This is a genomic window from Glutamicibacter sp. ZJUTW (assembly GCF_008370855.1).
Lineage (GTDB): Bacteria > Actinomycetota > Actinomycetes > Actinomycetales > Micrococcaceae > Glutamicibacter > Glutamicibacter nicotianae.
Genome location: NZ_CP043625.1, coordinates 14,027 through 26,562 on the forward strand (window position 1 = coordinate 14,027; position 12,536 = coordinate 26,562).

The 12,536-nt window shown below is 60.5% G+C and carries 13 protein-coding genes and 3 pseudogenes; 6 read left to right on the forward strand and 10 right to left on the reverse strand.

Going from position 1 to position 12,536, the window contains the following annotated elements; all coding sequences use genetic code 11:
* Window positions 1–444: 444 nt before the first annotated feature.
* The gene (locus F0M17_RS17110; protein ID WP_149597803.1) at window positions 445–1,233 is read right to left on the reverse strand and encodes an IclR family transcriptional regulator; all 789 of its coding nucleotides are present in this window, start codon (window positions 1,231–1,233) and stop codon (window positions 445–447) included.
* A gap of 56 nt (window positions 1,234–1,289) precedes the next feature.
* Window positions 1,290–2,437 (reverse strand): IS3-like element ISAar3 family transposase gene (locus F0M17_RS17115; protein ID WP_149597804.1). Its coding sequence is split into 2 segments (ribosomal slippage): window positions 1,290–2,164 and window positions 2,164–2,437, totalling 1,149 coding nucleotides; the frame shifts between segments, so codons are not numbered across the junction.
* Window positions 2,438–2,527: 90 nt separating this feature from the next.
* On the opposite strand from F0M17_RS17115, the gene F0M17_RS17120 reads away from it, so the two are divergent.
* Window positions 2,528–2,746 (forward strand): tripartite tricarboxylate transporter TctB family protein, encoded by a 219-nt coding sequence (locus tag F0M17_RS17120; RefSeq protein ID WP_149597805.1) that lies wholly within the window; start codon window positions 2,528–2,530, stop codon window positions 2,744–2,746.
* Between the two features lie 53 nt (window positions 2,747–2,799).
* Window positions 2,800–3,165, forward strand: a pseudogene (locus F0M17_RS17125) (tripartite tricarboxylate transporter permease); the annotation flags it as partial.
* 56 nt (window positions 3,166–3,221) lie between these two features.
* Here F0M17_RS17125 and F0M17_RS17130 read toward each other — a convergent pair.
* Entirely contained in the window at window positions 3,222–4,229 is a 1,008-nt protein-coding gene (locus F0M17_RS17130) for a zinc-binding alcohol dehydrogenase family protein (RefSeq protein WP_024476678.1), read from the reverse strand.
* A gap of 71 nt (window positions 4,230–4,300) precedes the next feature.
* Here F0M17_RS17130 and F0M17_RS17135 point away from each other — a divergent pair, with 71 nt between their 5' ends.
* Entirely contained in the window at window positions 4,301–4,651 is a 351-nt protein-coding gene (locus F0M17_RS17135) for a helix-turn-helix domain-containing protein (protein WP_024476679.1), read from the forward strand.
* A gap of 1,037 nt (window positions 4,652–5,688) precedes the next feature.
* Here F0M17_RS17135 and F0M17_RS17140 read toward each other — a convergent pair.
* The 7 genes and pseudogenes from F0M17_RS17140 to F0M17_RS17170 form a co-directional block, all read right to left on the reverse strand.
* The gene (locus tag F0M17_RS17140) at window positions 5,689–6,603 is read right to left on the reverse strand and encodes an alpha/beta fold hydrolase (RefSeq protein ID WP_149597806.1); all 915 of its coding nucleotides are present in this window, start codon (window positions 6,601–6,603) and stop codon (window positions 5,689–5,691) included.
* Between the two features lie 16 nt (window positions 6,604–6,619).
* Window positions 6,620–7,342: an alpha/beta fold hydrolase gene (locus F0M17_RS17145; RefSeq protein ID WP_149597807.1), complete on the reverse strand. Its 723-nt coding sequence runs from the start codon at window positions 7,340–7,342 to the stop codon at window positions 6,620–6,622.
* Between the two features lie 161 nt (window positions 7,343–7,503).
* Window positions 7,504–8,331: an IclR family transcriptional regulator gene (locus tag F0M17_RS17150; RefSeq protein ID WP_060958823.1), complete on the reverse strand. Its 828-nt coding sequence runs from the start codon at window positions 8,329–8,331 to the stop codon at window positions 7,504–7,506.
* 26 nt (window positions 8,332–8,357) lie between these two features.
* Window positions 8,358–9,569 (reverse strand): NAD(P)/FAD-dependent oxidoreductase, encoded by a 1,212-nt coding sequence (locus F0M17_RS17155; RefSeq protein ID WP_005054949.1) that lies wholly within the window; start codon window positions 9,567–9,569, stop codon window positions 8,358–8,360.
* The gene (locus F0M17_RS17160; protein ID WP_005054951.1) at window positions 9,566–9,763 is read right to left on the reverse strand and encodes a ferredoxin; all 198 of its coding nucleotides are present in this window, start codon (window positions 9,761–9,763) and stop codon (window positions 9,566–9,568) included. The genes F0M17_RS17155 and F0M17_RS17160 overlap by 4 nt, the downstream gene beginning before the upstream one ends.
* Window positions 9,764–9,766: 3 nt before the next feature.
* Entirely contained in the window at window positions 9,767–10,093 is a 327-nt protein-coding gene (locus tag F0M17_RS17165) for a hypothetical protein (RefSeq protein WP_005054953.1), read from the reverse strand.
* Window positions 10,090–10,476 (reverse strand): annotated as a pseudogene (locus F0M17_RS17170) (3-phenylpropionate/cinnamic acid dioxygenase subunit beta); the annotation flags it as partial. The pseudogene F0M17_RS17170 and the gene F0M17_RS17165, both read right to left, overlap by 4 nt.
* Before the next feature lie 19 nt (window positions 10,477–10,495).
* Between F0M17_RS17170 and F0M17_RS17175 the strand changes: the two are divergent.
* The 3 genes and pseudogenes from F0M17_RS17175 to F0M17_RS17185 all read left to right on the forward strand — a co-directional run.
* On the forward strand, window positions 10,496–10,939 hold the full coding sequence (locus F0M17_RS17175) for a hypothetical protein (protein WP_149597809.1): 444 nt from the start codon (window positions 10,496–10,498) through the stop codon (window positions 10,937–10,939).
* A 7-nt stretch (window positions 10,940–10,946) separates the two neighbouring features.
* Window positions 10,947–11,819: an NAD(P)-dependent oxidoreductase gene (locus F0M17_RS17180; RefSeq protein ID WP_168202084.1), complete on the forward strand. Its 873-nt coding sequence runs from the start codon at window positions 10,947–10,949 to the stop codon at window positions 11,817–11,819.
* A gap of 174 nt (window positions 11,820–11,993) precedes the next feature.
* Window positions 11,994–12,514, forward strand: a pseudogene (locus F0M17_RS17185) (transposase); the annotation flags it as partial.
* Window positions 12,515–12,536: the final 22 nt, after the last annotated feature.

Sequence of the window (12,536 nt, forward strand, 5' to 3'; positions counted from 1 at the left end):
CAGTTGCTCCATGGAGCAAAAACTGGCCCCCAATTCTCAGCGCTTTTTTGCTGACAATCGTAATTGTTCCATTATCTGTTTATTTTATCGTGCCGAAAATAATCCAGATTTATGGAATATTTTTCACCCGCCGAAAGAACGTTTCGAAACAGGGCGGAGGAAAGCTCGATAAAAATCCTTGAGCAACCCCGGGGGATGAATTTAAAATAGCAAAAAAGCGGGTCGAATATGTAGATTCTTAATTTGCTCCGGAGGATCCAACAGAGTAGCTTTTATCCCAGCTCCTGCAGTCCGTCTTCCGCATCAGCTACAAAACGTTTTCATCCCCAGATAATTCACTCATTTGCAAGTTCGTCACGACTTCCACCGTGAGCCGAATTGATTAAAATATTGATCTTTATGAACTATCGCCTTTAGATCTAATGTGCTCTTTCGTCTGAATGGTTATTTGACTAGAGCGCTAGCAACCATGGCATGAAGTTTACGCCCCATCTTCTCAATATCTTGTTTGCTGATTCGCCCCGATGGGAACGATAAGCTCACCGCTAAGTGCATTGGATTAGATGCTTGCGGCAGCACAGTTGCCACCGAAGTAACACCATCTTCGCTCTCTTCCAAACTTAATCCATATCCACATTTGCGGATCACCTCAAGTTCAGTTTCCAACTCTTTAAGAGTACTGATTGATCGCTCGTTTACAGTCTCCAGGGATGCACTTCGAAATAACCCATGCAACTCTGATATATCCAGCTCCGCAAGCAATGCTTTTCCTGATGAACTGCAGTTTGCTGGCAATAATTGTCCAACACGACTCACAACACGAACAGTTTGAGGGCTTTCCAATCCATCAATATAGCGAACGTTTGTTCCCTCGCGTACCGCGAGATGAACGGTCTCTCTGAACTCCCGCTGAATCTGTATCAATAGCGGACGGACCTCGGTACGAACATCGAAACGTTGAAGTATCGAATACGAGATTTGAGAAAGAGCAGGACCGGGCTTATAGGTCTTATTCAGAGGGTTCTGTATAGAAAAACCCCTGTACTGCAATGCAGCTAGGAGGCGATGCGCGGTTGATGACGCTACACCTAACAATTCGGCTACCTCAGATAGACGCACTTCATCGTGGTTGCCTAGTAGGTACACAACTTTGAGAGCGTTGTCCACGGACTCCAAAGGATACTGCGGGAGTGATCCAAAGGTTGGCGCGCCTCCTAGGTCTCTTTTTTCCATAAGCTTATTCTACTCTCCAGAACATCTTGGTTGGGTCCCTTTAAGCAGTCCAGCAGCTATGCGATAGCTAACTGATTCTCTCTAACCCACTCATCCCAAAACCGGGACGGCGTCAACCCATCCAAAGACCCATGGGGACGCTCATGATTGTAAATGTCTTTCCATTCATCAGCCAAATACTTCGCTTCCACCATAGTGTCCATAATTTCCCCGGAAAGCTGTTCACGCCGGAACTGCGCATTGAACGACTCGATAAAACCGTTCTGCCAAGGTGAGCCCGGATCGATAAACGCAGTGGACACCCCCACAGTGTTGCACCAATCCACCAGCGCGTCAGCAGTGAACTCAGGCCCGTTATCACACCGCACAAACGTTGGCTGGATCCCAGTTTCAGCAATGATGTCCTCCAAAACAGCCACCACATCAGCAGCTTTAAAAGACCTGCGGGGAATGATCGCCAAAGCGGTCCGCGTGTACTCATCAATGACATTGAAGAACCGGATATGACGGCCACAAGAAGTGACATCCGACTGGAAATCAAAGCTCAGTACATGCATCGGGTACTCGGCGGTCAACCGCTTCTGTTCCCCAGCGTCTGGGCCGGTGCGCCGCTTCTTTCGACGCTTGGGCTTACAGACCAAGCCTTCTTCTCGCCATAATCGTCGGATGCGCTTGCTGTTCAAGACAGTGTCATTCCATCGTTCGGTGGCCAGCAAGTGCCAGCGGGCTTTGCGCCACCCCCACGTTGGATGCTTAGACGCGACAGCCCTCAAGTCGGCTCGTAGCTGCGCTTCGTCAAAGCTCATCGGTGTTTTTTTCTTACGTAGTGCCGAGCGGTTCTGGCCCAGAACGTGGCAAGCGAAGCGTTCGGACGCCCCGAATTTTTCCATCGCCATCCGTACAGCACGGCGGCGTGGTTCGGGGCTTAGAATTTTCCCTTGGCAACCTCAGTAAGGATGTCGTTGGCGAGCATCTGATCAGCGAGCAGCTTCTTGAGGCGCGCGTTTTCCTTCTCTAGCTCCTTGGTACGTTTGCTGGCTTCAGCGTTTTTCTCGGACCCGTACTGGTTGATCCAGCGGTACCAAGTAGCTTCGGTGATCTGAAGTTCCTTGATGACCTCGATCATCGGGTGTCCGTCGTTGAGCATCTTTTGTCCTTGACGGACTTTAGCGATGACCTGGTCTGGTGTGTGTCTGCGTGCCATTGTTTCTGTGATTCCTCCTGTGTCCATTGTCGGACACGAGTACTCGCATAGTCACTGGACTACTTTCCGGGGACCCAACCAATCGGAGCCGTGGCCTTACTCCTCGTCTATGTGTCGGTGATGGACAGTCTCGGCTACATCACATCCACCGTGTTGTTCCTGGCACTGGCCCTCCTACTCATGGGTATCCGAAAAATCCCACTACTCGTGGTCATACCCGTGGGATTCAGCACGGTGCTGTTCCTGATGTTCTACAACGTTTTCGGAGTATCTCTCCCCCGTGGATTCCTGGAAAGGCTGATCTCATGAACGATCTGCTGATTGGACTCGAAGCAGTCCTATCATGGCAGCCCTTGCTGTTCATGCTCGTAGGGGTGGTCGGCGGCATTGCGGTAGGAGCCATCCCTGGTCTCACGGCAACGATGACCATCGCAGTCCTCCTGCCTTTCACCTTTGCGCTGGATCCGCTTCCCGGGGTGTGCTTCCTCTTGGGGATCTACTCAGGTGCTGTGTATGCCGGCTCCATTCCGGCGATTCTGCTGCGTATCCCCGGTACACCATCCTCAGCAGCGACCCTGCTGGACGGCTACCCAATGGCGCTTAAGGGAAAAGCCGGTCAAGCCTTGACGATATCCCTGCTGGCCTCCGGATTCGGCGGCCTCATCGGCGGAGTCCTGCTGCTGGCACTCGCCCCGGTGTTGGCAGGATTTGCTCTCAGCTTCGGGCCAGCCGAGGTTCTGCAAACGCACTCGCCTGTGAACATGCGCGTGCGCGCGGTTTCAGTCTACTCCCATCTGTGGACGGTGACCTTGCCGACTGTGCGGCCGTTCTCGACCAACTCGTGCGCCTCGCGGAGTGTGGTCGGTGAGATCGGCGCGAGTGTCGTTGTGGCCGTGGTGCGGATGCGGCCCTGATCTACAAGGTCAGCGACAGTGTTCAGGAGCTGGTGCTGTTCAATCATGTCCGGGGTCTGCCTGAGCGGGCGGGTGAACATCAGTTCCCAGTGCCAAGCGATGCTCTTGCCCTTGAGCGGGAACACGTCGCGCGGACCGTCGTCAATGGCGACAATATGCCCGAACGCTCGAACGATCCGCGCATAGGTTTCGATCTGCCCCGCGGAATGCGCGGTGAACAGCCAGTCCACGCCATCCTGCGCGACGGCGAGCACCTGCTCAGCCAGGTCGTCGCGGTGGTTCACCACATGCTCCGCGCCCAGGTTGCGCACCCAGGCGGAGCGTTCATCGTCGGAGGCGGTGGCGATCACGGTGACGTTCGGCAGGAGCGCGTCGGCCAGTGCCAGCATGATCGATCCGACTCCGCCGGTCGCGCCGATCACCAGCAGGGTGCCGGTCGAGTCCTCGGTAAGGGCGAGCCGCTCGAACAGGGTCTCCCAGGCGGTGATCGCCGTCAGCGGCAGCGCAGCAGCGTCGGCAAACGACAGCACCTGCGGCTTGCGCCCCGTAATCCGCTCATCCACAACATGCAGGCGCTGGTTCGTACCTGGCCGGTCGATGCTGCCCGCGTAGTACACCTCGTCACCCGGAGCGAACAGCGTCACCGCTGAGCCGACCTCGCGCACCGTACCGGCGGCGTCGAAGCCGAGCACCTTGAACCCGTTCGCAGGAGCGCCTTCCCGCAGTTTCACATCGACCGGGTTCACCGAGACCGCCTCGACCTCGACCAACAAGTCATGCGGTCCAAGTTCGGGCACCTCGACCTCGCGGGCGGTCAGCGCCTCGGGGTCGGTGGCGGGGAGGTTCTTCTCGTATCCGATCGCAGTCGTAGCCGTCATGCCAATTATGGTTCCCCAGACCTACTGGTTACCGTCAAGGCAACCTAGTACCCATCGGATACCATGAACGTATGAGTCAGACCGTGGATGAGTGCGACCGGAACGACGTGTACGCGGCCATGTGTCCGTGCCGCGACATGCTCGACCTGCTCGCCAACAAGTGGAGCGCCCTGGCCATCGGTGCGCTCGAAGACGGGCCGCAACGCAACGGGCAACTCAAACGACGCTTGGAAGGCGTCAGCCCCAAGGTGCTGTCCCAGACCCTCAAGCGTCTCGAAGACCACGGCCTGCTCACTCGCACCGTCTACCCCGAGGTTCCCGCTCGCGTGGAGTACGAACTTACTGACCTCGGACACAGCGCAGCCGCCCCGTTGAAGCATCTGCGCGACTGGGTTGAACACAACGTCGGAACCGACCAGTAGCGACCCCCTCGGCGCTACATCGAGCCAGGAGTCCCGGCCTCCGCGTAATACCGCGTCAACACAGACGAGGCGTCGCGGTCGCCGTCACCGGACACGACAGAGTTCAGCAGGTACCGGTACCCGTCACCGGTCGTCATCACCCTAATTGATAACGTCACACCTAGAAGGTGCGAAGTAACCGACGCGCGAGCACAGGAGCGCTTCTGTCATTTCGAAGGCGAGACTTCGCGCGATTGGGATTCGCCGGGCCATCCTTCTTCTCTTTCGTCGAACGTCACCGCAACACCGTGTCGCTGGGGTTCGTGAAATCTTCTTCCGGAAGCGAAACCCAGGTACTGCGCCATGAGGAACTCGCCGCAGCGATGCACAGGCGTTCGACAGTTCGGTCGCACGAACCGATCGTTTGTTAACGGACGGCACTGTACGTCGATCGAAAGTCGCGCCGACACCCCCTGCGAATTCGCGTCGCGGGATAGTTTGCCAGGATCCGGCGATCAGCGTGGTGCGCATCAAGGAGGTGCGCAGCGGCCTCAGCACGAGGAGCCTGCCCGCGAGGCCGACCACCCCGCCCCTAGGAACGGTAGGAGTGCGACGTCGGGGCGAGCTGGGGGCCACCCCCCGAGACCGAAAGTAGCACCGCAGCGACGATAAGCGCCACGCCAACCAGGGTGGTCGTCAGCTCCCCGACCAACGAACCGATCCATCCGCGTTCCTGGAGGTCTCGGAACATCCTTATGCTCAGCCCGAACGTTCCGTTCGAGCTGCGAACCGATCGTCTCGATGCGTCGTGGCAGACGCCTCAGCTGTCCACCGATGACCTGGAGTTGCACGCGGCCGTCGGCGAACATCTCCCTTGAGTCCATCGCCAGACGTATGAAATGAGGAGTTCGAGCAAGGGCCCGATCGACCAAGTCGTAGTCGGCAACGAGCTGGCACAGCGTTCCCTCGAGTGACACGAAGGAAACGACTGGCGTTCTCCTCCGCTGTTGGGGACGTCGGGTCGGCTGAAATAATGGCCGGGACGATACGGTGGCGAGTCAGAGCGCCGTGATCCACCGCGCGATCTCGTCAGCGATCTCGTCGCTATTGTCTTCGACCATCAGCGAGTGGCCGTTCCCAGCGAGAAGAGGCAGTTCGGACGACCAGAAGGTGACGGCGGCGCCCTGATCGGTGAGCCAGGCCACGATGTCCTGATCCAGCTGCGAGGGGTGGTCGGTATCGGCTCCACCCGTGAAGACGAGAATCGGCTTGTTCGTGAACGCGTCGGTCGGCCCGATCCTCATTTGGCTCCCACCGATGTTCTGACGCTGATAAAGCATCCGGGCCGGGATCGGCCGAAGGGTGCGGCGGAACACCTCGATGCACTCGCGGGGGAACCGCCGGCTGGGTCCGATGGCCTTGTCGTTCACGAAGGCGCTTGTGGGTTCCCAGAAACCCATCTTCGGGATGGTCCAGTCGATGGCCGCTCCACGGATGGAGACCTCCTGGTCGGACTCCCTCACGATCTCGGGCACCGCCTGTATATTTCCAGGCGGGCCCGGAGCGACGGCTACGAGCCCGTCGATGAGATCGCCATGCGTCTCTAGGAGGCGGAAGCCAATCGGACCTGCCATCGAGTGCACGACCAGCACGACGTTCCGGCCGAGACCAGAGAGGAACACGCCCATCCCTCGGCACACGCTCTCATAGTCCAGCCGCGCAGACGCCGCACGATCATCGACGTGTTGGGCCGCCTCATAGGACAACCCCAGCCAGTCCACCACCAGCACACCGTAGCCAAGCGATACCAATCGTGCCGCCCAGCCCTGTCGGCCGTCGGGCGTCTCGAGATAGTACTCGTTCGAGGCACCACCCCCGTGCACGAGGACGATCCACCGAGCAGGCGCACCCGACGGCGCCAGTTCGGTGTACGAGATCGGCGCGACGTCGTCTGGGCGTGAAATCGAATCCATAGCTTCCCCAGTCCTGTTAGGCAATGACGGCGTCGAGGGCCCGTGCGAGCCTCTCCGGATGCGTGAGCATCACCAAATGGCTTCCGTCGATCTCGATCGTGCGCGGACTATCAAGCCGCCCGGCCGCGGCCTGGTAGATCTCAGCGGGAACGGCCTGGTCCTGAGCGAGGAACACATAACTTGACGGGATGCTGCTCGCCCAGAACCGGTCGAGGCGGATCGGCTCATCGGACCAGCCTGCCGGCGATGGGACGAGCCTCGGCTCGAGCGCGGCGAGCTGCTGCTGCTCGAACGGGGACATGTCCTGCATAGACGCGGCCCAGAGCTCAGGCGGCATGACGATGGTGTTGTCGTCGGACTGACTCGCAAGCGCCTTCGTCGCTGCGACCAACGGATCGGGGAGCACGTCGTTAATGGTCTCGCCGTCGCGCAGCACCCAGGCGTCGACGAAGACGACCCGGCCGATGCGCTCGGGCATCGCCTCAGCGACGAGTTGGATGAGCGGACCTCCGCCGCTATGACCGACGAGCACGATGTCGAGCTGGGTGAGCTCTCTTACCTGATCGATCAGATCGCGCGCCATCATGCTCATCGTGACGCCGGAGCGGTCCACGTCACCGTCTTCGAGACCGCGCAGCGTCGGCGCGATCACCTCGTGCCCCATTCTGCGCAATTCGTCGGCGACGCCGTCCCACACCCAGCCGCCTACCCATCCGCCGTGCACCAGTACGATCTCCATTGATCATCCTCTTCGCATATTTATCTGCTGAGCAGAACTTGTTCCTAACTAGAAGAAACAATAGCATGCGCGGCGCCAACAGTCCAGCATGGCTCGAGCTCTCTTCAGAACGCGCCGAACGACCCCTGCACCAGGTCGCAGGGGAAAGAGACGACGAGCCTTCAGGAGGTCAGGTCGGCCAGACGTACGGCTGCCTCATCGAGGAGTGCGACGAGGGTCTTCACCTTGCGGGGAGGCAAGCGGAACACCGGGGCAGATGCGTTGATCGCCAACCGCAGCCCGCTCGCCGAGGGAACGGCCACGGCCACCGAGGCCACGCCCTCCTCGCTCTCCTCCCGGTTCGTTGCATAGCCCTGCTTCGCGACAAGATCCAGTTGTGCGAGGAGCTCGGTCTTGGTACGGATCGACTGCGGAGTCACCTGTGAGAGTTGCTCGTCGGGGTAGAGACGGTCCAATTGTTCTCGCGGGAGCTGCGCCAGGAGAACCTTTCCCGTGGAGGTGCAATGGGCCGGCATCTCCTTGCCCAACCGTGAAGCGACTCGCACCGCCGTCGTCGGTTCCGAGACTGCGAGAAAGCGAGTGGAGTTGCCGTCGAGCGTGCCGAGGTGAACCGTCTCGCCGGCTTGGTGGCTGAGTTCCTCGAGGATCGGTTGCACGATCTGCGGGATGTCCATCTTTCTCAGCACCGAGAAGGCGATCGTGGTCAACGACGGCCCTGGCCCGTATGTCTTCGTTCGCGGGTCTTGCCGCACGAATCCTCGCCATTGAAGCATCGCGAGGATGCGATGCGCCGTTGAGGTCGCGACACCCAGGTGCTTGCTGGCGTCCGTCAGTCGAAGTTCGTTCTTCTCACCGAGCAGGAGCAGGAGTTTCAGGGCATTGTCGACCGACTCGATCGGGTATTGCGGAGCCGCATCGACTCCGTCGGCTGCTCTATTTCTCTGCACAACAGAAACTGTATCATTCCTGCCGGCCCTCAGGGCCGCCATCAAGGGCAAGGCGATCCCGTCCAGGTCTATCCGGACGCCGATTCGAGCAGCCGGCCCAGTCGTACACGAACGTCGGAAAGCGACGATCCCGCTGCGATGGACCGGCGGACTTCGACGAGAGCGCGGGGCCAATTCAGTACCACTGCCCCGTCGAATGACAGACCATTCTGAGAGTACAGAGACGCGATCCGGTCGGGTGTTCGAGGGTCCGTCACCATCTCGGGGTTGACTGCCGTCGTGCGACCGACGATGTGCAGCTTCCAGTTGAACTGGTCACTCCAGACATACTCGACAGGCAGATATGAGCGTCGGTCGTCGGGATGAGCGATGTTGTGCGCGACACAGCGCGCCTGGTCGACCGCATTCGTCCAGTGCTCAAGACGGGTGAGATCGCCGCGAACCGGATGCCGCCACCGCGCAACATCGCCGATCGCATGGATTTCCGGGGCGCCGAGTGCCGTGAGGAATTCGTCGCAGACGAGACCGTCGTCGATCTCGAGCCCTGAGTCCTCGAGCCATTCGACGTTCGGCACTGCCCCGATGCCGATGACGACGACATCACCGTGGAGCTCGGAACCGTCATCCAGGAGCACGCGGAAGTCTCCCTTCGCACCGTCGATCTGCGCGACCGTCCGTCCGAGAACCGCATGTACGCCATGCCGGGAGTGCTTCTGCGAGAAGAGGGCGCCAATCTCGTCACCGAGCCGGCGTGACATCAGGTCGCGTGTCGCCGAGACCAGGGTGACATCGACTCCGAGCCCAAGAGCGGTCGCGGCGACCTCGGCGCCGATGAAGCCCGCTCCGATGACGATGATCCTGCGATCGGGAACTAGCTCGGCGCGCAGCCGGTCTGCGTCGTCGAGTGTCCGCAGCACATGGATTCCCTCGCCTTCACCCCACGGCGACGGCCGCGCGCGGACGCCGGTCGCCACCACGAGGTCATCGAAGCCGACCCGCCGTCCATTCGCCAGCCGGAGCTCCGACAACGCACGGTCCAGACCTACCGCCGGCACACCGAGACGAAGGTCGATGTTAAGCTCGAGCGCCTCCGCCGCCGTGAGGAGCGTGACCTCGGCTGCACCTGCACCGACGAGGTATCCCTTCGACAGCGGCGGCTTGTCGTAGGGCAGCACGGGCTCGGAGCCGATGAGCACAACGTCTCCGCGATACCCCTCTGCCCGAAGCGCCTGCGCGGCCCGTACCCCCGCGATCGACGCACCGACAATCGCTGTCGTCATTCGTCTTCCACCCGGAGCGCGGAAACCGGGCAGCTGTTCGCCGCCTCGGTGACCCGTTTCCGGTCGGCCTCGTCGACCTCTGTTCTGAGCAGGATCACGACGCCGTCGTCATCGAGATCGAAATAGTCTCCCGCGGCCATGATGCAGTTGGCGTAGCCCTGACAGAGCCCGAGATCCGCTTTCACGACAGGCATGTGTCACTCCTCTCCTGCTTCTTCAGGCGTTATCTCAGGGAACATCGGTGCGAACGGTTGGGCGATCATGGCGGAGAACGTCGCCGTAGTCTGCCAGGTCAGCGCCTCGAGCTCGAGCGGATCGAGAGCGACCCACTGCCCGGATCGCGGCGACTCGATCAGGAGCCGGGAGCCGTTGCGTGTCTCCACGCGAGATACCCGGATCTCCGAGAACTCATTGGCGATCGAGATCGGAGCCCCTACCCGCTGGTCTTCGAGCCGCTGACGTTCGTCTGCTGCTGCGATGGCCGCGATGCGGTCGTCCTCTTCGCCTTCCCATTCGAGTTTCATAGGAAGATCGCCAGATTCTGTGTGCGCAAGACCGACTCGTCGACCGTGATGGTTCGGCGTGCGAGCTGCAACCCGCCGCCGACACGTCGCAGAACGTCTTCGCGGCCGGCCGAGATCACCGCGGGCTCGTGCACGTCGCCGCGACTGCGGAAAAGAAGCACCGCAGAATCGACGACGACCTCGCCCGGGACGTCGCTCTCGAAGGTGCGCACGTTCGTGACGAAGTGACGGAGCCGGGAGGGCGGATCCTCTGTCCAGGCGTGTTCCGTGAGGAAGCGGGCGACCCGCCGGCTCAGGGAGTACTTGTTCTCGTCCCAATGCGCCATGCCCGGAGACGTCGAGTACCCGGCGCCGAGCGCGGTAGTGACCTGCACGGGCATGATATCGAGCCTGGTTGATGCCATGGTAACTGTGGGAGCGGGCGTTCTGGGCTACTTCATGATCAAGGGCGGCTTCCCTCAAGCCCCGCTGGTCATCGGCCTGATCGTCGGCCCGCTTGCTGAGACCGGATTCCGACGCGCGACGATCATCAACGGAGGAAATTACGACTGGGTCCTCCACCCAGTGCCGATGATATTGCTGATCATGAGCCTGCTCACCTTGGGCGTTCCGCTGCTACGGTCCTGGAAGGGCAGGAAGGGTAAGTCCCCGGCGGACCACTCGATCAATGACGGCGGAACTGGCAGCAGCCTCAGCGGCGCCGATGATCCGAAAGGCACCGACAATATGACTGACACCGGTGATGGCGTCATGACCGATTCCAACAAATTTTCGAAGGACGATGGCAGGGACGGTGGGACAGAGAACGCCCAGAAAAGCCGAGTCGAACGAGCCACGGAGAGGTGAGGAAGTAATGTCTAAAAACGTCGAGGTTCTTCCCTCCGTTGGCGTCATCGGTTTAGGAAATCTGGGTTTGCCGGTCGCCCGCCGACTGCAGACCTGTGGATTCCGGGTGGTCGGGTACGACGCCCGGTCGAGTGTCCGCGGCTCTGCCTTGGATCTTGACGTCGTGGAGTCGGTCCAGGAGGTGGTGGAGTCGTCGGACGCGGTCCTGATTCTGGTAGGGAGCGCGGGGCAGTGTGCCGACGTCATAGCCCACATTGTCGCCACCCCACCTAGTGGCAGTAGCCCAAAGGCTGGTGTCGCCCGTCTCCGGACAGTCGTGCTGATGTCGACAGTCGGCCCCGACGCGGTAGCCCGATTGGCTGATCCGCTCCTGAATCGCGGTATCGAGATGCTGGACGTTCCGGTGAGCGGGGGTGCCGACGCCGCCCGGGAGGGTCAACTGGCCCTCATGGCCGGAGGGCCGACAGCATCCATGGAACGTGTCCTGCCCTGGCTGGCACTCCTGGGAACAGTCACTCCGGTCGGGCCGCTGGGCGCAGGACAACTCGTGAAACTCGCCAACCAGATCGTCTTCTTCGGCACCCAGGCAGTGCTCCAGGAGGCACTGGACCTGGCCAGTACGGCAAGTATCGAGCGTGAGGCATTAATGGAGGTCCTCTCAGGCGGCACCGCAGACTGCTGGTCTGTCCGGAATCCCGATTTCCTACTCGAGACGGCCCGCGCTTACGAGAAGGCCGATGTGGCGCCCCAGCTACGGCCTTGGCACAAGGACTTGGCGCAAGCCCGTCAGGTAGCCCAGGATCGGTCCGTGGACGTCCCCGTGGTGCAAGCCGTCACCGAAGTATTCGGAGACCGTTTGGATGCACGAGCTCGAGCCTAGCTGCCGGCAGTGCCGCGTGGATGCTCAAGAACTTCAATCTCCCACGACGAGGCTGGTCAGGTCGGGGCGGTGGTCGAAGCGTGGACTGCCTTTGATCATCTCGCCTTTCGACTCCGGTGGCATACAGGTGGCTCTGAAAGGCAATAACGTGTGGCTCTCAGGACCTCAAATACTCAACTGCCCGAGGCCACCGCGGTGATGGATCCGTTCCAGGTAGTCCGCCTCGCCGGAGACGCCTTCGAGCGTTGCCGAGACCAGAAGGACGCCCCTCAACAAGGCGAGAAGGAGTCTGCTGACCGGGGCTGACCTGCTCACCAATCGGGAGCACTCTCTCATCCAGGACGTCTTTAACGGGAGTGAACATGTGGAGGTCGAGGCTACCTGGGCGTTCTCTCAGCCCCATGGTCGCCTCCTACCGGAAACCGAACTCGCCGCCCTGGGCCGGACGCTGAAGAAGCGGGCAGCGGATATCTTGGCCTACTTTCGACCGCCCCGGCAGTTCCAACGGCCCCACCGAAGCCATCAACGGCCGGCTCGAGCACCTGGGCGGCTCCGCCCTGGGCTTCCGAAACCTGACCAACTACATCGCCCGGTACCTACTGGAATCCGGTGGATTCAACCCCTCCTACACCCCGGATTATGAAGAGCCAGTTTTCGTACTTGGTTTGAGTCACCGCTTGCGGAACAGAGCATGATCTCAAAACCTGTCAGGTCACA